The organism is Achromobacter sp. FW305-C-30-7 (genome assembly GCF_058783105.1).
In genome coordinates this window covers 593,763-615,356 of the sequence record NZ_JBYSYI010000003.1, presented here as the reverse complement: position 1 = coordinate 615,356, position 21,594 = coordinate 593,763, and the positions used below count along the sequence as shown (strand labels likewise).

At 65.6% G+C, this 21,594-nt stretch carries 21 protein-coding genes; 16 read left to right on the top strand and 5 right to left on the bottom strand.

The features are described from left to right. Positions 1–2 precede the first annotated feature (2 nt). On the bottom strand, positions 3–731 hold the full coding sequence (locus AC3WOB_RS13500; RefSeq protein WP_492275300.1) for a TetR/AcrR family transcriptional regulator: 729 nt from the start codon (positions 729–731) through the stop codon (positions 3–5). Between the two features lie 164 nt (positions 732–895). On the opposite strand from AC3WOB_RS13500, the gene curA reads away from it, so the two are divergent. The 3 genes from curA to AC3WOB_RS13485 all read left to right on the top strand — a co-directional run bounded on the left by curA (position 896) and on the right by AC3WOB_RS13485 (position 3,387). Then, a complete protein-coding gene (gene curA / locus AC3WOB_RS13495) occupies positions 896–1,945 on the top strand; it encodes an NADPH-dependent curcumin/dihydrocurcumin reductase (protein WP_492275299.1) in 1,050 nt (349 codons plus the stop codon). Continuing rightward, positions 1,942–2,622 carry a type 1 glutamine amidotransferase domain-containing protein gene (locus tag AC3WOB_RS13490; protein ID WP_492275298.1) on the top strand — a complete coding sequence of 227 codons (681 nt, stop codon included), beginning with the start codon at positions 1,942–1,944 and terminating at the stop codon, positions 2,620–2,622. Before curA ends, AC3WOB_RS13490 begins: the two co-directional genes overlap by 4 nt. Positions 2,623–2,787: 165 nt before the next feature. Then, entirely contained in the window at positions 2,788–3,387 is a 600-nt protein-coding gene (locus tag AC3WOB_RS13485; protein ID WP_492275297.1) for an HD-GYP domain-containing protein, read from the top strand. A gap of 73 nt (positions 3,388–3,460) precedes the next feature. Here the strand turns inward: AC3WOB_RS13485 and AC3WOB_RS13480 are convergent, their stop codons facing one another. Together AC3WOB_RS13480 and AC3WOB_RS13475 are read right to left on the bottom strand one after the other, a co-directional pair. After that, positions 3,461–5,059 (bottom strand): glycerol-3-phosphate dehydrogenase/oxidase, encoded by a 1,599-nt coding sequence (locus AC3WOB_RS13480; RefSeq protein ID WP_492275296.1) that lies wholly within the window; start codon positions 5,057–5,059, stop codon positions 3,461–3,463. Positions 5,060–5,064: 5 nt separating this feature from the next. Further along, complete coding sequence (locus AC3WOB_RS13475; protein ID WP_013394120.1) at positions 5,065–5,856, bottom strand: DeoR/GlpR family DNA-binding transcription regulator; 792 nt, start codon at positions 5,854–5,856, stop codon at positions 5,065–5,067. A 210-nt stretch (positions 5,857–6,066) separates the two neighbouring features. Between AC3WOB_RS13475 and AC3WOB_RS13470 the strand changes: the two genes are divergently transcribed. The 7 genes from AC3WOB_RS13470 to AC3WOB_RS13440 all read left to right on the top strand — a co-directional run bounded on the left by AC3WOB_RS13470 (position 6,067) and on the right by AC3WOB_RS13440 (position 13,832). Further along, complete coding sequence (locus tag AC3WOB_RS13470) at positions 6,067–7,152, top strand: ABC transporter ATP-binding protein (RefSeq protein ID WP_207465290.1); 1,086 nt, start codon at positions 6,067–6,069, stop codon at positions 7,150–7,152. Further along, a complete protein-coding gene (locus AC3WOB_RS13465; RefSeq protein ID WP_492275295.1) occupies positions 7,152–8,240 on the top strand; it encodes an ABC transporter ATP-binding protein in 1,089 nt (362 codons plus the stop codon). Before AC3WOB_RS13470 ends, AC3WOB_RS13465 begins: the two co-directional genes overlap by 1 nt. Continuing rightward, a complete protein-coding gene (locus tag AC3WOB_RS13460; RefSeq protein WP_013394117.1) occupies positions 8,237–9,127 on the top strand; it encodes a carbohydrate ABC transporter permease in 891 nt (296 codons plus the stop codon). Before AC3WOB_RS13465 ends, AC3WOB_RS13460 begins: the two co-directional genes overlap by 4 nt. Continuing rightward, entirely contained in the window at positions 9,120–9,932 is an 813-nt protein-coding gene (locus tag AC3WOB_RS13455) for a carbohydrate ABC transporter permease (protein WP_492275294.1), read from the top strand. The genes AC3WOB_RS13460 and AC3WOB_RS13455 overlap by 8 nt, the downstream gene beginning before the upstream one ends. A gap of 28 nt (positions 9,933–9,960) precedes the next feature. Continuing rightward, positions 9,961–10,269 (top strand): DUF2160 domain-containing protein, encoded by a 309-nt coding sequence (locus AC3WOB_RS13450; protein WP_207465288.1) that lies wholly within the window; start codon positions 9,961–9,963, stop codon positions 10,267–10,269. 117 nt (positions 10,270–10,386) lie between these two features. After that, positions 10,387–12,117 (top strand): ABC transporter substrate-binding protein, encoded by a 1,731-nt coding sequence (locus tag AC3WOB_RS13445; RefSeq protein ID WP_492275293.1) that lies wholly within the window; start codon positions 10,387–10,389, stop codon positions 12,115–12,117. 281 nt (positions 12,118–12,398) lie between these two features. Then, positions 12,399–13,832 carry an alpha/beta fold hydrolase gene (locus AC3WOB_RS13440; RefSeq protein WP_492275292.1) on the top strand — a complete coding sequence of 478 codons (1,434 nt, stop codon included), beginning with the start codon at positions 12,399–12,401 and terminating at the stop codon, positions 13,830–13,832. A 15-nt stretch (positions 13,833–13,847) separates the two neighbouring features. Here the strand turns inward: AC3WOB_RS13440 and AC3WOB_RS13435 are convergent, their stop codons facing one another. Continuing rightward, positions 13,848–14,750: a LysR family transcriptional regulator gene (locus tag AC3WOB_RS13435; RefSeq protein WP_013394112.1), complete on the bottom strand. Its 903-nt coding sequence runs from the start codon at positions 14,748–14,750 to the stop codon at positions 13,848–13,850. Between the two features lie 109 nt (positions 14,751–14,859). Here AC3WOB_RS13435 and AC3WOB_RS13430 point away from each other — a divergent pair, with 109 nt between their 5' ends. The 5 genes from AC3WOB_RS13430 to AC3WOB_RS13410 are packed head-to-tail and all read left to right on the top strand — an operon-like array spanning position 14,860 to position 19,498. Beyond that, positions 14,860–15,858: a Bug family tripartite tricarboxylate transporter substrate binding protein gene (locus tag AC3WOB_RS13430; RefSeq protein WP_332013852.1), complete on the top strand. Its 999-nt coding sequence runs from the start codon at positions 14,860–14,862 to the stop codon at positions 15,856–15,858. A gap of 43 nt (positions 15,859–15,901) precedes the next feature. Next, positions 15,902–16,954, top strand: coding sequence for an Ldh family oxidoreductase (locus AC3WOB_RS13425; protein WP_492275291.1), 1,053 nt, complete (start codon positions 15,902–15,904; stop codon positions 16,952–16,954). Positions 16,955–16,986: 32 nt separating this feature from the next. Continuing rightward, positions 16,987–17,967, top strand: a complete 981-nt coding sequence (locus AC3WOB_RS13420; RefSeq protein ID WP_492275290.1) for a Bug family tripartite tricarboxylate transporter substrate binding protein — start codon at positions 16,987–16,989, stop codon at positions 17,965–17,967. 3 nt (positions 17,968–17,970) lie between these two features. Next, complete coding sequence (locus AC3WOB_RS13415) at positions 17,971–18,741, top strand: MBL fold metallo-hydrolase (RefSeq protein ID WP_492275289.1); 771 nt, start codon at positions 17,971–17,973, stop codon at positions 18,739–18,741. Positions 18,742–18,763: 22 nt separating this feature from the next. Beyond that, a complete protein-coding gene (locus AC3WOB_RS13410; protein ID WP_492275288.1) occupies positions 18,764–19,498 on the top strand; it encodes an ABC transporter substrate-binding protein in 735 nt (244 codons plus the stop codon). Between the two features lie 19 nt (positions 19,499–19,517). Here AC3WOB_RS13410 and AC3WOB_RS13405 read toward each other — a convergent pair whose 3' ends face one another. Next, positions 19,518–20,612 carry a sensor domain-containing diguanylate cyclase gene (locus AC3WOB_RS13405; protein ID WP_013394106.1) on the bottom strand — a complete coding sequence of 365 codons (1,095 nt, stop codon included), beginning with the start codon at positions 20,610–20,612 and terminating at the stop codon, positions 19,518–19,520. A 160-nt stretch (positions 20,613–20,772) separates the two neighbouring features. Between AC3WOB_RS13405 and AC3WOB_RS13400 the strand changes: the two genes are divergently transcribed. Continuing rightward, positions 20,773–21,594, top strand: a complete 822-nt coding sequence (locus tag AC3WOB_RS13400; protein WP_492275287.1) for a glucose 1-dehydrogenase — start codon at positions 20,773–20,775, stop codon at positions 21,592–21,594.

Genomic DNA, 21,594 nt, shown 5'->3' with positions numbered 1-21,594 from the left:
GGTCAGCGTCCTGGAGGAGCGGAAATCGAAACGGACGGCGAGAACAGGCCGCCCGTCAGCATGGCGATCGCGTGCGCCGCGATCGCGCGGGTGTCGATGGATTGCGCCTGCGCGTCGTCCTGCAGCACGCGCCGCCACAGGCTGGAGGTGGCAAGCGGCAGCAGGGTCAGGCCCAGGATGGAAAGAAACACCAGGCGCGGCTCCACGCCCGGCGTGATGGCGCCCTTGCGTTGGCTTTCGGCGATCAGGCCGATCAGAGTCTGCAGGCGTTCGGCAGGCAGATGGCGCAGCACGCGGTCACGCAATTGGCCGCCTTCATTGACGACCTCATGCAGCCACAAGGCGGGCAGCCAGGGGCGCTCGGCGGCGCTTTGCACCAGGCGGCCGACAACCTCGGTGATGAAGGCCCGCACGGCGGCCGCAGGGTCGGCAGCCGGGTCCTGCGCCTGCGGCACGGGCGACCAGACGAAGCCGATGACCGGCAGGATCCGCTCCTCCACCACCGCGTCTATCAGTTGGTCGCGGCTCTTGAAGTAGTAGTGCACCATTGCCGAGGTGACGCCGGCGCGCTGCGCGATATGCGTCAGCGTGGTGGCCGCGACGCCCTGGGCGGCGAACAGGCCGGTGGCGACGTCCAGCAGATTGGCGCGCGCGGCGGCGTTGTCGGGGCGCGGCGGACGGCCCGGCCGGCGAGCGGGCGCGGAGGAATCGGAGCGGGGTTCAGGACACATGCGGTGCATGTTAATTAAATTATTAATTAATTAAAAGAGGGGCAGCGGCCAGGGTTACATGTCGGCCGCGCGAGCATCGATGGTGTAATGGCCCGGTACCCATCCCGCCACCCGGGCTGTTCCCGCAAGGCCCGGGCGGCTTCCTTGCAGGAGGCTGGACCGTCATGCCGCAATCGTCTTCCATCAACCGTCGCATCGTGCTCGCCGCGCGCCCGCAGGGCGAGCCGGCCGACAGCGATTTCCGCCTGGAAACCGGCGAAGTTCCGCAACCGGGGCCAGGCCAGGTGCTGCTGCGCACCGTGTACCTGTCACTCGATCCCTATATGCGCGGCCGCATGAGCGACGCGCCGTCCTATGCCGAACCGGTGCAGGTCGGCGCGGTCATGGTCGGCGGCACCGTCACGCGGGTCGAGGCCTCCAACCACCCCGACTACCGCCCGGGCGAGTGGGTGCTGGCGCAATCCGGCTGGCAGGACTACGCCCTGTCCGACGGCGCCGGCCTGCTGCGCCTGGGGCCCGATCCCGAGCACCCGTCCTATTCGCTGGGCGTGCTGGGCATGCCGGGCTTCACCGGCTACATGGGCCTGCTGGACATCGGCCAGCCCAAGGCGGGCGAGACCGTGGTGGTGGCCGCGGCCAGCGGGGCGGTCGGCGCGGTGGTCGGCCAGATCGCCAAGATCCACGGCTGCAAAGTGGTCGGCATCGCCGGCGGCCCGGACAAGTGCCGCTACGTAGTCCAGGAACTGGGTTTTGACGACTGCCTGGACCACAAGGCGCCCGATCTGCCGGGCCGCCTGGCGCGCGCCGTGCCGCAGGGCATCGACGTGTATTTCGAAAACGTGGGCGGCGCGGTCTTCGACGCGGTGCTGCCGCTTTTGAATCCGCGCGCGCGGATACCGGTCTGCGGCCTGATCTCGGCCTACAACGCCACCAGCCAGCCGCAGGGGCCGGACCGCCTGGGCCTGCTGATGCGCACCATCCTCACCAAGCGCCTCAAGATGCAGGGCTTCATCATCTTCAACGAGTACGCGCACCGCTACGGCGAATTCCGCGAGGCGATGGAAGGCTTGATCAAGCAAGGCCGCATCAAATACCGCGAGGACGTGGTCGATGGGCTGGAAAACGCGCCGCGCGGCCTGATCGGGCTGCTCAAGGGTGAAAACGCCGGCAAGCGCATCGTGCGCGTCGGCCCGGATGAAAGGAGCGCCACATGAACATCCTGATCGTGCTGACTTCCCACGACACGCTGGGCAACACCGGCCGCAAGACCGGATTCTGGCTGGAGGAATTCGCCGCGCCGTATTACGCGTTCGTCGACGCGGGCGCCAAGGTCACGCTGGCGTCGCCCGCGGGCGGACAACCGCCGCTGGATCCCAAGAGCGACGATCCCGACGTCCAGACCGACGATACGCGGCGCTTTCGCCAGGACCAGGACGCGCAGCGCCAACTGGCCGCCACGCTGCGGCTTGCGCAGGTGCAGGCGGCCGATTACGACGCCGTGTTCTATCCCGGCGGCCACGGCCCTTTATGGGATCTGGCGGAAGATCCGAATTCGGTCGCGCTGATCGAAACCATGCTGGCGGCGGGCAAGCCGGTGGCGGCCGTGTGCCATGCGCCCGGCGTGCTGCGCCATGCCAAGACGGCCGACGCCAAGCCGCTGGTGCAGGGCAGGCAGGTCACCGGGTTTTCCAATGCGGAAGAGGCCGCAGTGCAGCTGAGCGACGTGGTCCCGTTCCTGATGGAGGATGAACTCAAGCAGTTGGGCGGGCTGTACACCAGCGGTCCCGATTGGCAGCCGCATGTGGTCGGCGATGGCCTGCTGGTCACGGGCCAGAATCCAGCGTCTTCCGTGGGCGTGGCGAAGGCGCTGCTGGACAGGTTGAAGGGCTGAGGCTGGGCGCAGCCGGGTCCGCTGCGCGGCAAGCCTGCGGACGGCCCGGCTCTGCTTTGCCCTGGGGCGCGGCATCTGATCGGCAAGGATTGCTGCGCAATGTGTCAGAATCGCGACCTTTTGATACGGCGCAACGCGGCACGATCCGCTTGCGCGCGATGACCGATGCCTCCAGACGTACCCGAATATCCTGCTGGTTCCTGCGTGGCGGCCTTGTTCGCCGCCATGCGGGCGCGCGACCCGGCCACAGGCCGCCATTCTGAAAGAGTTGTTGCGCTGAGCGTGGCGCTGGCCGGGGCCTGCGGCCTGCCCGAAGCGGAGCAGGAGGCGATCGCGGTTGCCGCCCGCCTGCACGACATCGGCAAGATCGGCACGCCGGACCGCGTGCTGTATTCCCCCAAGCGGCTGGACCCGGACGATTGGGAAATCATGAAGGCGCACGCCGCGGCGGGCGCCGACATCATCATGCACAGCGATATTCCGCAGCGCGAGTTGATCGCGCTGGCAGTGCGCCACCACCACGAGCATTTCGACGGTTCGGGCTATCCGGCCGGCCTGTCCGGCGAGGACATCCCGCTGCATTCGCGCATCATTTCGCTGGCCGATTCCTACGACGCCCTGGGTGACGCGCGGCCCTATCACCCCGCGCGCACGCACGCGGAAATCATGCGCATCCTGAACCAGGAGGCCGGCTCCAAGTGCGACCCGGCGCTGCTGCGCACGTTCGAGGCGATGATCCAGAAGAGCCGGCTAAGAGTCCCGTAGGCGATGGGTGCGGCGCGTGAGAGCGAGCGCAAGAAAGCCGCTCGCAAGCATGCGCGACCCATGGCCCACCGCGCTATTTGAGACGGTAATTCGCCGCGACCACTTCAAGGTCCTGCAAGGTGCGCTGCTGCCAGGCGGCATCGTGTCCCAGCTCTTCCGCCAGGATGCGCGCCACTTCCGGCGCGGCCAGCATCGCAGCCTCGGCGTCCAGGAACAGGGCGCGGTTGCGTCGCGCCAGCACGTCCTCGGCGCTGCGCGCCAGTTCGTAGCGCGCGGCGAAACGCACGTGCGCCTCCGACAGGCCGCTGCTCTTGACCAGCATGCGTTCGGCGCCAGGCAGCGCCTTCAAGGCGGGCAGGTCGCTGCCGTAGTAGCTGTCCGGCGTACCGGCATGTTCCTGCGAGGGCGCCAGGCCCGTCGCGCCGTGCAGCGGCAGCGATTCCGTGCGGCAGGTAGCCTGCGTCAGCAGCTGGTGCTGGATGGCCGTGTCCACCACGTCCTGCGCCATGCGGCGGTAGGTGGTCCATTTGCCGCCGGTGACGGTCACCAGCCCGGCCTTGGACACCAGGATGGTGTGCTCGCGCGACAGCGACTTTGTGGAGGCTTCGCCGGTGGCCTTGACCAACGGACGCAGCCCGGCCCAGACGCTGGTGACGTCATCGCGCGTGGGCTTGCGGCTGAGATAGCGCGCCGCCGTGCTCAGGATGAAATCCACGTCCTGGGCGCCGGCCTGCGGATCCAGCGGCAGGTCGTCGCGCGGCGTATCGGTGGTGCCGACGATGGTGTGGCCGTTCCATGGCACCACGAACAGCACGCGGCCGTCGTCGGTCTTGGGGATCAGGATGGCGCGCTTGCCCGGCAGGAAGTCCTGCGGCAAGGTCAGGTGCACGCCCTGGCTGGGCGCGACCATGGTCTGCGCATTCTTGTCTTCCATGCGGCGTACCGCGTCTACCCAGACGCCGGTGGCGTTGACCACGCAGCGCGCGCGCAGCGTGAAGCTGGCGCCGCCGATCGCGTCCTGCACCGTCACGCCGTCGACCTTGCCGCCCGTCATGGTCAGGCCGGTGGCGCGCATGTAGTTCACCGCCGTGCCGCCCAGGTCGAACAGCGTGCGCATCAGGCTCATCGCCAGGCGCGCGTCGTCGAACTGGCCGTCGTAATACAGCACGCCGCCCTTGAGGTTCTTGCCCTGCACGTTCTCGGCCAGGGTCGGCGCGTTGGCCAGCGTGTCGCGGCGCGACAGCCAGCGGCTGGGCGCCAGGTTCAGCTTGCCGGCCAGCATGTCGTACATCTTCAGGCCGACGCCGTAGAAGGGCTGGTCGAACAGGTTGTAGGCCGGCACCACGAAGCCCAGCGGCCACACCAGGTGCGGCGCATTGCGGTTGAGCAGGCCGCGTTCATGCAGCGCTTCGCGCACCAGGCTGACGTTGCCCTGCGCCAGATAGCGCACGCCGCCATGCACCAGCTTGGTGGCCTTGCTGGAAGTGCCCTTGGCGAAGTCCGCGCCTTCGATCAGCAGGGTGCGATAGCCGCGCGAAGCGGCGTCGACGGCCGTGCCCAGGCCGGTGGCTCCGCCGCCGATGACAATCACGTCCCAGGAGTGCGTGTTGTCCAGCGTGTTCAGGAGGCGGTTGCGGTCGGGCGGGGCGACGGAGGCTAGCGGTTGGTTCATGGGATTCAAGGTGTTTGCTTCAAGGTATTCGGGGCGGCCGCGACGTCGCAGCGCACGCCAGCGTCCAGCAGGACCTGGGCCAGCGGCTCTTGCGGATGCGCATCGGTGAAGAAGCGGTCGATTTGCGAGATGTGCGCCAGTTCCACCATGGCCTGGCGCTTGAATTTGCTGCTGTCGGCGGCCAGCCAGACTTCGCGCGATTGTTCGATGATGGTCCGCGCGACCCGCACTTCGCGGAAGTCGTAGTCGCGCAGGGTGCCGTCGGCCTCGATGCCGGAAATGCCGATCAGGCCGATGTCGACCTTGAACTGGCGGATGAAGTCCATGGTGGCTTCGCCGACGATGCCGCGGTCGCGCGAACGCACCACGCCGCCGGCCACGATGACTTCGCAGTCCGGGTTGTCCGAGAGGATGTCGGCGACGTGCAGGTTGTTGGTAATGACGCGCAGGCCGCGGTGGCGCAGCAGGGCGCGCGCGATGGCTTCGGTGGTGGTGCCGATGTTCAGGATCAGCGAACAGCCGTCGGGCACGGCGCGCGCCACGGCTTCGGCGATGCGCTGCTTGCCGGCGGCGTGCAGGCCCTGGCGCTTGCGGTAGGCGATGTTCTCGATGGTGGACGCTTCGATGCGCACACCGCCATGGAAGCGCGACAGCAAGCCCGCTTCGGAAAGAATGTTGACGTCGCGCCGCACCGTCTGCAGCGTGACGTCAAAGCGTTTGGCGAGTTCCTCGATCGAAGCCGAGCCTTGGGCCCGCACCATTTCGATCAGGGCGCTCTGTCTGGGGTTCAGTGTCATGTTCGTATAGTAAAACAACAAAAGCGAAAAATAATGACGCGCCGCAAGATTGTTTTTTGTTCGCTTCTTGAGTAAAACGCACAATAAACGAAAGCTATCTGAAAGAGTATGCTCATCCTGTTGTTCGATTGAATGCAGGCCGAGCCGCTGTACCGAATACCGAAGTCCACCGTAAAAAACAGGGACGTATTAGTAGGTAGAGGAGACCAGATGCAGCTGAACTTGGACAGGATAGGTTTGCGGGCCGGCTCGCAGACGCACCTGTATCCCATGAGCCTGGCCCCCGTCGCGGGCGCCATGACGGTATTGCTGGGGGCCACCCTGGCGGGCAAGACCTCGCTGATGCGCATCATGGCCGGACTGGACCGGCCCACCGAAGGCCGCGTGCTGGCCGATGGCGCCGACGTGACCGGCGTGCCGGTGCGGCAGCGCAACGTCGCCATGGTCTACCAGCAGTTCATCAATTACCCGTCCATGTCGGTCTACGACAACATCGCCTCGCCGCTCAAGCTGCGCGGGGCGGGCGACATTGCCGAAAAGGTCCGCGCCATGGCGGCGCGGCTGCATATCGACCATCTGCTGGAACGCTATCCCTCGGAACTGTCCGGCGGACAGCAGCAACGGGTGGCGCTGGCGCGCGCCCTGGCCAAGGACGCGCCGCTGATCCTGCTGGACGAGCCCCTGGTCAATCTGGACTACAAGCTGCGCGAGGAATTGCGCGACGAACTTTCCGAATTGTTCGCCGAAGGGCGTTCCACGGTGGTCTACGCCACCACCGAACCGGGCGAGGCCCTGTTACTGGGCGGCCACACCGCGGTGCTCGACGCCGGCGAATTGCTGCAATACGGCCCCACGGCCGAAGTCTTCCACCGGCCCAACTCCATACGCGTGGCGCGCGCCTTCAGCGATCCGCCCATGAACCTGTTCTCCGCCAAGCGCACGGCTACCGGCTTCGTCCTGCAAGGAGACGTGGCGGTCGAACGGGCGCTGCCGTCAGGCGCCGATGCGGACATCACCGCCGGCCTGCGCGCCGGCGCGCTGGACGTGGAAGCGCGGCCGGGCCACATCGTGCTGCCAGGCGTGGTGAAACTGGCCGAGATTTCCGGGTCGGACACCTTCGTGCACGCGCAGACGCCGGCGGGCGACGTGGTGGCGCAACTGCCCGGCGTACACCGCTATACCTTGGACCATCGCGTGCAGCTGTACTTCGACCCGGCGCAGACCTATGCCTTCGGCGCGGGCGGCGCGCTGCTGGCCGCGCCCCGGCAGCCGGTGGGCGCGGGGGAGACGGCCTGATGGCGCAGATCGAGCTGGACCTGTCCCATTCCTACGTGGCCGATCCCAAGACCGACGAGGACTACGCCCTGCTGCCGCTGGCCTTCACCTTCAGGGATGGTGGCGCCTATGCCTTGCTGGGGCCGTCGGGCTGCGGCAAGACCACCTTGCTCAATTGCGTGTCTGGCCTGCTGCGGCCGTCGCACGGGCGCATCCTGTTCGACGGCCAGGACGTCACCGACAAGACGCCGCAGGCGCGCAACATCGCCCAGGTGTTCCAGTTCCCGGTGGTGTACGACACCATGACGGTGGCCGAGAACCTGGCATTTCCGCTGCGCAACCGCGGCATGGCGCCCAAGCTCATCCGCGAGCGCGTCGGGCGCATCGCCGAGATGCTGGAAATGTCCAATGTGCTGGACCGGCGCGCCAGCGGCCTCACCGCCGACGCCAAGCAGAAGATCTCGCTGGGGCGCGGACTGGTGCGCAGCGACGTGTCGGCGATCCTGTTCGACGAGCCGCTGACCGTCATCGATCCGCAGCTCAAATGGGAGCTGCGCCGCAAGCTCAAGGAAATCCACCACGAGTTCAAGCTGACGCTGATCTACGTGACGCACGATCAGACCGAGGCCCTGACCTTCGCCGACGAGGTCATGGTGATGGCGCGCGGCCGCGCGGTGCAGGTCGGTTCGGCGGATGACCTGTTCCAGCGGCCGGCGCACACCTTCGTGGGCCATTTCATCGGTTCGCCGGGCATGAACTTCCTGCCGGCGCAATGGCGCGACGGCGGGCTGGAAGTGGGCAAGAGCCGCGTCGCCGGGGTCCCGGCGGAGATGGCGGCCAAGCTGGACGGCGCGGGTCCCGTGAAACTGGGCGTGCGTCCGGAGTACCTGCGCATCACCGAGCCGGGCGCGCCTGGCGCCGTGGCCATGCGCGTGGAGCGGGTACAGGACGTAGGCACGTACACGCTGCTGGTGGCGGATTTCGAGGGCACGCCGGTGCGGGCCAGGCTGGGCAGCAACATCGTTCCGGCCGCCGCCGGCGGCACGGTCTGGCTGTCGGTCGTGAATCCGCACACCTGCTTCTACCGCAACGAGGAGCTGATCCGATGAAACCCATAGATCACCGGGCCTGGTTCCTGGTCCTGCCCGTGGTGCTGTGCGTGGCGTTCTCGGCCATCCTGCCGCTGATGACCATCGTCAACTACTCGGTACAGGACATCATCTCGCCCGAACGCCGCGTCTTCGTCGGCACCGAGTGGTATGCCGCCGTGCTGCAGGACGAAGAGCTGCATGGCGCGCTGTTCCGCCAGATCGGCTTTTCGCTGGCGGTGCTGGCCATCGAGATTCCGCTGGGCATCCTGCTGGCCTTGTCCATGCCGGCCAGCGGCTGGCGCGCGTCAGCGGTGCTGGTGATCATCGCGCTGTCGCTGCTGATCCCGTGGAACGTGGTCGGCACCATCTGGCAGGTGTTCGGGCGCACCGACATCGGTCTGCTGGGCGCCACGCTGTCCTGGCTGGGGGTGGACTACAACTACACCGGCAACGATTTCGATGCCTGGATCACGGTGCTGATCATGGACGTCTGGCACTGGACGCCGCTGGTGGCGTTGCTTTGCTACGCCGGCCTGCGCGCCATCCCGGACGCCTATTACCAGGCCGCCCGCATCGACGGCGCCTCGCGCCTGGCGGTGTTCCGCTACATCCAGCTGCCCAAGATGCGCGGCGTGCTCATGATCGCGGTGCTGCTGCGCTTCATGGACAGCTTCATGATCTACACCGAGCCCTTCGTGCTGACGGGCGGCGGGCCGGGCAACGCCACCACTTTCCTGTCGCAGTACCTGACGCAGAAGGCGGTGGGCCAGTTCGACCTGGGGCCGGCGGCTGCGTTTTCGATCGTCTATTTCCTGATCATCCTGCTCTTGTGCTTCATCCTCTACAACTGGATGCAGCGCGCCGGCACCACCGGCGGCTTTGACGAGGAGCGCGCAAATGCGTGAGAAAAATTCCCGCTGGCGCAGCGTCTTCCTGACCCTGTATCTGGTGTTCGCCATCCTGCCGCTGTACTGGATGCTGAACATGTCGTTCAAGACCAATACCGAAATCGTCAGCTCCCTGACGCTGTGGCCGCGCGACTTCACCTTCGAGCACTACCGCACCATCTTCACCGACCCAGCCTGGTACTCCGGCTACATCAACTCGCTGATCTACGTGGTCATCAACACGGTGATTTCATTGGCCGTGGCGCTGCCGGCGGCCTACGCGTTCTCGCGCTACCGCTTCATCGGCGACAAGCATGTGTTCTTCTGGCTGCTGACCAACCGCATGACGCCGCCCGCGGTGTTCCTGCTGCCGTTCTTCCAGCTGTACAGCTCGTTCGGCCTGATGGATACGCACCTGGCGGTGGCGCTGGCGCACCTGGTGTTCAACGTGCCGCTGGCGGTGTGGATCCTGGAGGGCTTCATGTCCGGCGTGCCACGCGAAATCGACGAGACCGCCTATGTCGACGGCTATTCCTTCCCGCGCTTTTTCCTGACCATTTTCCTGCCGTTGATCAAGTCGGGCGTGGGCGTGGCCGCGTTCTTCTGCTTCATGTTCAGTTGGGTGGAACTGCTGCTGGCGCGCACGCTGACCTCGGTCAACGCCAAGCCCATCGTCGCCACCATGACCCGCACCGTGTCGGCTTCCGGCATGGACTGGGGCGTGCTGGCGGCGGCCGGCGTGCTGACCATCGTGCCGGGCGGCATCGTGATCTGGTTCGTGCGGCATTACATCGCGAAGGGTTTCGCGATGGGCCGGGTGTAGGCGCAAGGGATACCGGGAGAACTCGATCATGTTCAGCTGGATGGTATGGACCACGCCCGTCGCCGTGTTCTTTTCCTGCATCGTTTTGATGCTGGTCGGCATGACGGTCTGGGAATTGAAATCGCCCACGACGGAGCGCAAGGGTTTCCTGCCCCTGCGCACCACCCGCGGCGACCGCCTGTTCATCGGCCTGATGGCCGCGGCCTGGCTCAACCTGGCATTCCTGGGGCTCGGCCAGAAGGCGGCGGAATGGTTTTCACTGGACGAGCCGCCATCGGTGTGGATCAGCTTCATCGCGTCCATGCTGCTGCTGGCCTTCGTCATGCGGAAAGGCTGAAGAGGGGCGCCAGACCCCTTGCATATTAAAGAGGTAGTGGAAGGACTATCGGCCAGCATCTTCCCCGGCCAGCGGTCCGCAGCAAACGATGGGGAAGATTTATCGAGGAGACAGGTCATGAAATTGCGCATGCACGCCATGGCGGCCGCTATCGCCCTGATCGGAACTTCGGCGGCCTGGGCCGGCGAACCGGAAGCGAAGAAGTGGGTCGATTCGGAGTTCCAGCCTTCATCGCTGTCCAAGGACCAGCAGATGGCCGAGATGAAATGGTTCATCGACGCCGCCGCCAAGCTCAAGGCTAAAGGGGTGAACGAAATCAGCGTGGTGTCCGAAACCATCACCACGCACGAGTACGAGTCCAAGACTTTGGCGAAGGCCTTCGCCGAGATCACCGGCATCAAGGTCAACCACGACCTGATCCAGGAAGGCGACGTGGTCGAGAAGCTGCAGACTTCCATGCAGTCCGGCAAGTCGATCTACGACGGCTGGATTTCCGATTCGGACCTGATCGGCACGCACTACCGCTACGGCGCCATCCTGCCGCTGTCGGACTACATGGCGGGCGCGGGCAAGGAGTGGACCAATCCTAACCTGGACCTCAAGGATTTCATCGGCACCAAGTTCACCACCGCGCCCGACGGCAAGCTCTATCAGCTGCCCGACCAGCAGTTCGCCAACGTCTACTGGTTCCGCGCCGACTGGTTCGCGCGCCAGGACCTGAAGGGCAAGTTCAAGGCCAAGTACGGCTACGAACTCGGCGTGCCCACCAACTGGTCCGCCTACGAGGACATCGCCGACTTCTTCTCCAACGACGTCAAGGAACTGGACGGCAAGAAGGTCTATGGCCACATGGACTACGGCAAGAAGGACCCGTCGCTGGGCTGGCGCTTCACCGATGCCTGGCTGTCCATGGCCGGCGCTGCCGACAAGGGCCTGCCCAACGGCATGCCGGTGGACGAGTGGGGCATCCGCGTGGCGGACGACAAGTGCACCCCGGTGGGGGCGTCGGTTGCGCGCGGCGGCGCCACCAACAGCCCGGCCGCCGTCTACGCCCTGACCAAGTACGTGGACTGGATGAAGAAGTACGCGCCGCAGCAGGCCATGGGCATGACCTTCTCGGAATCCGGCCCGGTGCCCGCCCAGGGCCAGATCGCCCAGCAGATCTTCTGGTACACGGCCTTCACCGCCGACATGACCAAGAAGGGCCTGCCGGTGGTCAACGACGACGGCACGCCGAAGTGGCGCATGGCGCCGTCGCCGTATGGACCGTACTGGAAGGACGGCATGCAGAACGGCTACCAGGACGTGGGCTCATGGACCTTCTTCAAGTCCACCAACCCCGACAAGATGGCGGCGGCCTGGCTGTACGCGCAGTTCGTCACGTCCAAGTCGGTGTCGCTGAAGAAGTCGATTACCGGCCTGACCTTCATCCGCGACAGCGACATCAACAGCGAGTTCTTCACCAAGAACGCGGCGAACTACGGCGGCCTGATCGAGTTCTACCGCAGCCCGGCGCGCGTGGCGTGGACGCCCACTGGCAACAACGTGCCTGACTATCCCAAGCTGGCGCAGCTATGGTGGAAGAACGTCGCCACCGCGGTCACCGGCGAAAAGACCCCGCAGGCCGCCATGGACAACCTGGCCAATGAAATGGACCAAGTCATGGCGCGGCTGGAACGGGCCGGCATGGCGCAGTGCGCGCCCAAGCTCAACGCCAAGAGCGATCCCAGCAAGTGGCTGTCCGACCAGCACGCGCCGTGGAAGAAGCTGGCCAACGAGAAGCCCAAGGGCGAGACGATTGCTTATGAGAAGCTGCTGGATGCTTGGAAGCAGGGCAAGGTGAGGTAAGACGCTGACACTCCCTGAATAAAGCGTCGCTGGAAGGCGGCGCTTTTTTTTGGCCTGGAATGTTGCGGCCATCGTGCGCACAGCAGACTCTCGAGGCGGCTTGTGGCGAAGGATCTAATTTGATAGATTGATTTACTATTAGTTACTTCAACCTTCAGGCATAGATGGACCCGGCCGTACCTTTGCACAGTTCTCCGGCGATAGCTGCTGTCCTTGCCACTCCATTGGCCTTGATGGGTGGATTCCTGGCGACGGGTGGCGGCGTTTTCTTGATCTGGAGCGTGAAGCTTTTGCTGAGTGCGCTTTTTTCGATCCCGGATCAGTGCATGTACGTGTTCAAGCATCGCCGCGCCATCCTGTTTTCCGCCGGTAGCCGATTCCGCAATTTTGCGTATCGGCGCACGGGGCAGGAAATGGAGGCCGCAAGTATCCGCCTATTGAGTGAGATGTCCTGCGGCCAATCTTTCCAAAGTCATGAGCGACTTCGGACAGCCCTCATTATTCCCGGCACTTGGAGCGGGCCCAGGTACGACTGGGCGCGGTGGGCTCAATGCCGAAAGGGCCTTGAGTCCGCTGGCTTGACGGTGTACGGCCTGTGCTGGGAGTCTGGAAACAAGCAGTTATCGCGAAGCGTCGCTGCGGAGAACGTCAGAAAGTGGCTTGATGAGGCCAAGTTTCCACTGAATACCGTGGTGCTGATCGGTCATTCGTATGGCGGCCAAGTGGCGGCAATGGCGGCCGACCATCCCGCGGTTGAAAGGGCGGTCACGATTGCTGCGCCATTTGTCTCGTTGAGGAAGTTGACGATTGAAGAAATCGCCTCTGGAGGGATGGCGGTATTCAGTCGCTTCGTGCTGTTGATAATTGTGTTCTTTGGCTTGTTGGCCAGCGCGCCGTATACGGGTTTGGACGCGCTGTGGCCAACCATTTCCTGGAGTACATGGGAATCATTGACGATCGCTGTCGGTGTTGCGGTTCTTGATTTCGTCCGCACGGTTGTCGGCATTGTGGGGGCTTGGTCACGGTGGCGGCCCATAGCGGACGAGCTGCCTGCGGCGTGCAGGGTGATAGCTCTGCGGGTGGACGAGGATGAAATCCTGGACGAAATGCTGGACGCATCCGTTAGCGCAGGTGTCGAACCTGGAAGCAGCCCGGCTTTTGTGGAGCAAAAGTCGCTGCGCAGGGAGCAGTTCAGGAAGTGGTCTCTGCCTCTGTATGTTTGGTGTGTTGTTTTGGAACTAATTTGGCTAGTCGCCACAACCAAAGGAAAGGCCCTTTCGATGGAATCGGTCTTGCTCTATGGACTGACCGCGTTTTTGCGCGGGTTTTTCTACGTCATCGCTTTCATCATCCTGCTCGCATGCGCAAAGAGCATCAGCAAGATGGCTCGGGATATTCATGCCTTGATGCGCGATCTGCTCGGTTTGGTGGATTACGCTGCGCTGCTCCGATTCAATCGCCGAAAAGTGGTGGCGCGGATCGCAGGCCTCACCAGCCATGAACTGCTGGTTCACGGCGCGAGCATCGAAGCTAGCCACGGGCCCGGTTGCGAACAGCGCAGAGTCCACATGCCCAATGGGCGTTGGACTCTGCGAGATGGCAGGCGATCCTTGATGAACGGTCGGCATTCGAAAGCGATCGAAGACGCCACGATGGCAAAGGCGGTAGTGGACGCGCTCGGTCTGGCATCGACGCCCGGATCCGGCGAGTCCTGATCTGGGAGCCGCCGCTCAAACATCCTGCCGCTCGCCGACCCTGGCCGCCAGCAGGTCATAGAACAGCTTGGCGACCGGGTTGATCGCCTTGCCCCGGCTATGGATCAATCCTATGGTCCGCGTGATGGCCGGCTCGCGCAGCGGCACGCTGACCAGATCGGCATGTTCCCCGGCTGGCATGGCCAACCGTGGCACGACGCCTACCCCCAGGCCGGCCTCGACCATGCTCACTAGCGCCGGCACGTGTTGGACTTCGCAGAAATGGCGAGGCCGCACGCCGCTGTGCGCCAGCGCCTGATCTATCAGGAAGCGGTTGCCGCTACCCTGGGCCAGGCTGATGTAGGGATGGGTGTCCAGGTCGGCCCAGGTGACCGATTCTCTTTGCGCGAAAGGATGCTGGCGGCTGACCGCGGCCACGAAGGGCTCTTCCAGCAAAGGTTTGAATTCGATGTCGGCGTCGTTCGCGCCTATGTAGGTCAGGCCGAAATCGGCATCGCCGCGCGCGACGGCGGTCAGGATCTGCGACGAGGACTCATCGATGATCCGGATGCGTATGCGCGGGTATTGCTCGTGGTAGCTGCGGATCACGCCGGGCAGGAAGTAGGCGACCGCGGAAGGCACGCAAGCGATGGTGACCAGGCCCGACAGGCGTTCGGCCACGTCCTGTATGCCGACCAGGGCGCTTTCAAGCTCGTTGAGCACGTTGCGCGCGCGCGGCACGAAGCCGCGGCCTATGGTCGTCAGTTCGACCTTGCGGGTGGTGCGCGTCAGCAACTGCACGCCTAGCGCGGCCTCCAGCTTGTCGGCGCGCCGCGACAGGGCGGATTGAGAAAGATGCAGGGCTTCGGAGGCGGCGCGGAAGCTGCCCAGGTCGGCGACCGCCAGGAAGGCGCGCAAATCGGCCAAATCGAATTTCATGCGTTTTCGTCAAGAATTGATCTAATTTTTGCACTTTACTCTATTGTGAGTGCTGCGCATCATGTCTTCCAAGCTGCCCCGAGCGCGGCACATACCAGGAGACAAGCTCATGATTCGCGTCCGCCGCCTACGCCGGCAATTCGCCCTTGCACTGGCCTGCGTGCCATTGATGGCGCTTTTGGCGCCAGCCTCGCGCGCCGAGAGCGGGGACTGGCCGCAACGTCCGATCCGCCTGCTGGTGCCCTACGGTCCCGGCGGCAGTTCGGACGTGGTGGCGCGCGCCGTGGCGGTGGAGATGTCGCGCGATCTGGGCAAGCAGGTCATCGTGGAAAACAAGGGCGGCGGGCAGGGGATGATCGCCACCGTGGAAGCGGCGCGCGCCGCTCCCGATGGCTACACACTCATCCTGGGCCATGTGGGCACGCTGGCCGTGAACCCGTCCATGGTGGCCAAGCTGCCGTATGACCCGCGCCGCGACTTCGCGCCCATCGTGCTGCTGGCGAAGCTGCCCATGGTGTTCGCGGTGGGCGGCAAGGTCCAGGCGTCGACGCTGCCGGAGTTCGTGGCATTGGCGCGCGCCCGGCCGGGAGCCTTGAACTACGGGTCCGCCGGCAACGGCAGCGCGGGCCATCTGGCGTTCGAGATGCTCAAGACGGCGACCGGCATCGACGTGGTGCATGTGCCTTACAAGGGGACCGGCGCGCAGGTGACCGATCTGCTGGCGGGCAACATCGACGCTGCGGCGGCCGGCACGCCCGGACTGCTGCCGCATGCCCAGGCGGGCAAGATCCGCATCGTGGCGGTGGGATCGGAACGGCGCCTGCCCGTGCTCCCTGATGTACCCACCGTGGCAGAGCAGGGCTATCCGGGCTTTGAAAGTTCGCAGTGGTTCGGCCTGTTGGCGCCTGCGGGCACGCCGGCCCCCGTCATCGAGCGCCTGCACCAGGCCGCGCTCAAGGCGCTGCAGACCGATTCCGTGCGCGAACGCCTGGCGCACGACGCCAGCGAGGCGTCCGGCGCGGGACCGGCCGAATTTGCCGCCTTCATCGACGCCGAAGAGAAGCGCTGGGGGCAGGTGGTGCGCAGCGCCCGCCTGTCCGCCGAATGATCCATCTTTCACGAATCCCCATTCTTTTTCGAGAAGCATTGCCATGAGTAGCCAAAAGCAAGACCCGATTCTTATCGCCGAAGAGGAGCTGACCCAGCTCGGCCTACGCGCGTTCGAAAGCCTGGGGCTGCCTGCCCAGGATGCCGCCGATGTTGTCCAGGTGTTGGTGTTGGCGGACCTGTTCGGCCTGTCCACCCATGGCCTGAGCCGCATTGAATCGTACGGCGAGCGCCTGCAGGTGGGCGGCATCAATCCCCGCGCCCGGATTCAAGTCGAGCGCCCCGCGCCCGGCCTGTGCCTGGTCGATGGCGACAACGGCGTCGGGCCGCTGGTCGGCATGCACGCGCTGCGCGCCGCCATGCAGGCCGCCAGCGAGTGCGGGGTAGGCATGGCGTTCGCTCGCCAGAGCAATCATTTCGGTCCCATTTCTCCCTATGGCCTGATCGCGGCGCAAGCGGGTTATGCCAGCATCATCGGCAGCAACGCCACCACTACCATCGCGCCCTGGGGCGGCACCGACGCCCGGGTCGGCAACAGTCCGATCGGCTTCGCCGTGCCCAATCCGGAGGGCGCGCACTTTCTGCTGGACATGGCAATGAGCGTGGTGGCGCGCGCCAAGATCCGCAACGCCCTGAAAGCCGGGCAGGAGATTCCCGACAGCTGGGCCACCGACGCGGCCGGACAGCCGACGACCAGTCCCAAGGATGCGCTTGACGGCTTTCTGCTTCCGATCGGCGGGCACAAGGGCTACGGCCTGGCGCTGATGGTCGACCTGTTCGCCGGGCTGCTGTCGAACGCGGCTTATCTGACGCATGTGAAGTCATGGGTGGATGCGCCCGATCAGCCACAGAACCTTGGCCACTTTTTCCTGCTGATAGACACCCGCAGGCTGGGTTCGACGCAATGGCTCGCCCAACGCATGGCCGACTTCGCGCAGATCCTGCACGGCAGCGCGCCGGCCGATCCCGCGCGGCCGGTGATTCAGCCCGGCGAGATCGAACTGGCCAAGATGGCGCGCCAGAAGGAGCAGGGGATTGCACTGGACGCGGATGTCCTGGCGTTGTTGCGCCGCCATGCGGATTCCCTGCCGGCCTGACCTGCGCTGGCGGCAGCATTTCGGAGACAGACATGAAATACACAGCCATGGCTACGGCAATGATGGCGGGCGCGTTGGGCATGATGGCGGCCGGCGCGGCGCTGGCGTCGGACTATCCCAGCAAACCGGTGCGCCTGATCGTGCCCTATGTCGCGGGCGGCGCAGCGGACATCACCGCCCGTGTGATCGCGCAAAAGCTGTCGGTCAGCATGGGCGCAACCTTCGTCGTGGAAAACAAGCCGGGCGCCAACGGCATGATAGGCACTGATTTTGTTGCGAAGGCCGCGCCTGACGGTTACACGCTGCTGCTGGATGCGAGCGGGCCGCTGGTGGTGAATCCCTCGCTGTACAAGAAGACGCCATATGATCCGGTGGCCGACCTGGCGCCGATCAGCCAGATCACCAGCTACCAGTACGTGCTGGTCGTGCCGCAGCAGTCGCCGATACGCAGCGTGGATGACCTGATCGCGGCGGCGCGGGCCAAGCCGGGCCAGATAAGCTACGGCTCCGCGGGCGTGGGGGCGGGCGGGCATCTGGCGGGCGAACTGTTGGCGGTCATGACGCAGACGCAGCTCACGCATATTCCCTACAAGGGCAATGCCCAGGCCCTGACCGACGTGCTGGGCGGGCAGCTCAGCTTCACGTTCGACACGGTGGTGACGGCCACGCCACATCTGCGTTCCGGCAAGCTGCGCGGGTATGCGGTGTCGGGGCCGAACCGCGCGCAAGGCCTGCCCGATATCCCGACGATGGAGGAACTGGGCTTCAAGGATTTCGTGGTCACGCAATTCCAGGGTTTGCTGGCGCCGGCTGGCACCGATCCCAAGATCCTGTCGCGCCTGCATGAAGAGGTGGTCAAGGCCGCACGCGAGCCCGACGTGATCCAGAAGCTCCAGACCGAAGGCGGCAACGAGATCGTCGCGGGCTCCCCGCAGGAATTCGCGCGCCTGATCCAGGAAGACCTGCAACGCTACCGCAAGCTGATCGCGGATGCGCATGTGCAAGCGGAGTAGGCCATGTATGACATCGAGGTATTGATACAAGGCTATCCAGGGCGTTCGCTGTGCCATGGCGGACTGGGCTGGAGCACCACCACGCTTTTGCGGGGCGGCGGGCGCAACATACTGGTGGACGTGGGCGCGTTCGGTGTGCGCCATCTGCTGGGCCAGCACCTGAGCCGCTGCGGCGTGGCCGCGGCCGACATCACCGACGTGGTGCTGACGCACGCCCACTATGATCACGCCGTCAACTTCACGCTGTTTCCCAACGCCACCGTCTGGATCGGCGAGCTGGAGCTGGCCTGGGCGGCCGCCCAGCCGCCCGGGTTCAATCCGCTGCCGGAGCTCTACGTGCGCGAACTGGCGTCGTCGGAGCGTGTCCGGCGCATACGCGATGGCGACGAATTCCTGCCGTACCTGCGCGCGATTGCGTCGCCGGGGCACACGCCGGGCCACTTGCTGTTCTACGTCGACGATGGCCTGCAAACGGTTCTGTTCACCGGCGATGCCGCGAAGAACCGGGCCGAACTGCTGTCGGGAACGGTCAATGACACCGCCGATATGGACGCCAGCCGCGCTACGCTGGCCCGCATCTGGGAGCTGTGGCGCAAGACGCCCGGAACGCTGCTGGTGCCGGGCCATGACCTGGGCATGAAGCTCGGCACGGACGGGCAGCCGGTGTATGTCGGCGAACGGCGCGCGGCGTTGAACGCCTGGTTCGGCGACACGCTGGAGCCGACGCGCATCGACCTCTGCTGCGGCGGCGTCTTCAGCCGCCATGGTTCATGATCTTTCCACCCTGCACAAACCTATGAAGCTGAACACGAACATCATTTCCGCCTTCGCGCCAACCGGCCGGCTGCGGGCATCCATCAACCTGGGCAATCCCATCCTGGCGGGGCGCGATGCTGCCGGCGCGCCGGCCGGCGTGTCCGTGGACCTGGCGCGCGCCTTCGCCGAAAGGCTGGGCGTGCCGCTGGACCTGGTCGTGCTGGATAGCGCGGGCGCTTCCGTGGAGACCGTCACGCGGGAGGACGCCGACATCGGCTTCTTCGCCATCGATCCGCTGCGCGCGGCCGGCATTGCCTTTACCGACGCCTATGTCCTGATCCAGGGCGCCTACCTCGTGCGCGAAGATTCTGCGCTACGCGCATTGGACGAGGTCGACCGCGAGGGACATCGCGTCACCGTCGGACAAGGCAGCGCGTACGACCTGTACCTGAGCCGTGAACTGAAGCGGGCGACCATTACGCGTGCGCCTACCTCGCCGGCCGTGGTCGACACTTTTTTGGCAGAGGGCACGGACGTGGCGGCGGGTGTGCTGCAGCAGCTGGAGGCGGACGCCAGGCGGTTGCAGGGCTTGCGCTTGCTGCCCGGCAGCTTCATGACCATACGCCAGGCCATGGGCGCGCCCAAGAGCCGTGGCGCCGAAGCCATGGAAGTCCTGTCGGGGTTTGTCGAAGAGATGAAGGCCAGCGGCTTCGTCGCAAACGCGCTGCGCCGCCACGGCATAGAAGGCGCCGCGGTAGCGCCCGCGGCAGCCTGAACAAGGCGCCTTTCTCGCGCTAGTGAATGACGCGCGCCGTCTTGCGCGCCCGCTTGACCTCATACATGCGGGCGTCGGCCAAACGCACGGCGGCTTCCGCGTCCAGGCCGCGCGGGTCCAGCGCCACCACGCCTACGCTGGCGCCCTCGTACGGCACGGCATCTTCGCCGAGCTGGTAGCGCCCCACGGTGGCGGCGGTGGCGCGTTCTTCCAGCGACCGGGCGGCTTCTTCGGCCTCGCCGCGTGGCGCGTGCACGCCATGCGGCCCGTCGCCGGCTGCCAGGGCCGGGCCCGGCCCGATCAGCACGAACTCGTCGCCGCCCAGCCGCCCCAGCATGTCCGAGCCGCGCAGGGCAGCGGCGATGCGGCGCGACACCTCCTGCAGGAATACATCGCCTTGCTGGTGGCCGTAGACGTCGTTGATGCCCTTGAAGCCGTCCAGGTCGACCACGCCGACCAGCACGCTGCCGCCTTCGCGGACGGCGCGCGCCTGCAGGCGGTCCAGCGCCTCGTAGAGGGCGCGCCGGTTGGGCAGGCCGGTCAGCGTGTCGGTCAACGCATAGGACATGAGCTGGACGTTGGCGGCGTGCAGCTGCTCCATCAGCATTTCGCGTTCCAGGAAGCGGGCGATTACGCTGGAGAAGAGCTTCAGTACCAATTCCGCCCGAGGCTCGATCTGGCGTTGCGTGGCGCTGGCGGCGCACAGGGTGCCGAACAGCACGCCGTCATCCCTGCGCACCGGCGCGCTCAGATAGGTCTGTATGCCCAGTTGCCGGGCGGCGTCGGAGTCCGGCCAGCAGCTGGAGACATCGCTGGTGCACAGGCGTCCTTCGTCCAGCGCGCGCTTGCACAGCGTGTCGTCCCAGGGTACGGACAGCCCTTCGGGGATCTGCAGTGCTCCGGCGTTGCGCGCGTAGCGGATGTGTTGGAGATCCGCCTTCAGGTCGATGGACGTGAGATAGGTGGACTCAAGCCCGGTCACCGCGCCCAGCATGTCCAGCAGCGGGCGCGTCAGCTGTTCGACGGACTTGGCCTCGGGCAGGGTGGTCGACAGTTCTGCAAGTATCGGATCCAGCACGGCGTCTCCAGGAAGCGAGGGCATACGGGTGGGCATATGGACCTGCGGCCCGTCGCTCCATCAGGAGCGCGGGCCGGCATAGCCGTCATTATGCACGTTGCGCAATGGGTTGCATGGAACCTGTGCGCGGTACTACCCTGGACTTTCTACACGCGGCGGCCGGCCACGATGGGTAGCGGCCGCCAGGGAGGCAGGCATGCAACACCCGAGTGAACTGCGCGGCCGGGTGGCCGTGGTGACAGGGGCGTCCTCCGGCATAGGCCGCGCCACCGCGATCGGGCTGGCCGCGGCCGGCGCGCGGGTGGTGGTGAATCATCGCGCGGGCGGCGATTCCCAGGGGCGCGCGGCGGCAGTCGCCGAAGCAATCCAGCGCCAGGGAGGGTCGGCCGTCACGGCGGCCGGCGACATCAGCAAGGAGGCCGAGGTGGAGCACTTGTTTGCGCAGGTGCTGCAGCATTACGGACGGCTGGACATCCTGGTCAATAATGCGGGCATAGAGCATTCGGCCCCAGTCGCCGACATGACGCTGGCCGATTGGCAACGCGTCATCGATGTGAACCTGACGGGGCATTTCCTGTGCGCGCGCGCCGCGGCCAGGCTGTTCCAGTCGCAGCCGGCCGACCCGGCGCGGCAGGGGCTGGCGACGGGCAACATCCTCTTCATCAGTTCGGTGCACGAGGTCATACCCTGGGCCTTCCAGGTGAATTACGCGGCCTCCAAGGGCGGCGTGTCCATGCTGATGAAATCGCTGGCGCAGGAACTGGCTCCGGCCCGGATACGGGTCAATTCCATCGCGCCGGGCGCCATACGCACCGCCATCAACCAGCCGGCTTGGGACACCCCGGAAAGCCTGGCCAAACTGCTGAAGCTGATTCCCTACGGCCGTATCGGCGAACCCGAAGACGTGGCGCGCGCGGCAGTATGGCTGGCCAGCGACGCCTCGGACTACGTCACTGGCACGACTTTGTTCGTCGACGGCGGCATGACGCTGTATCCCGAGTTCCGGGGCGCGGGCTAG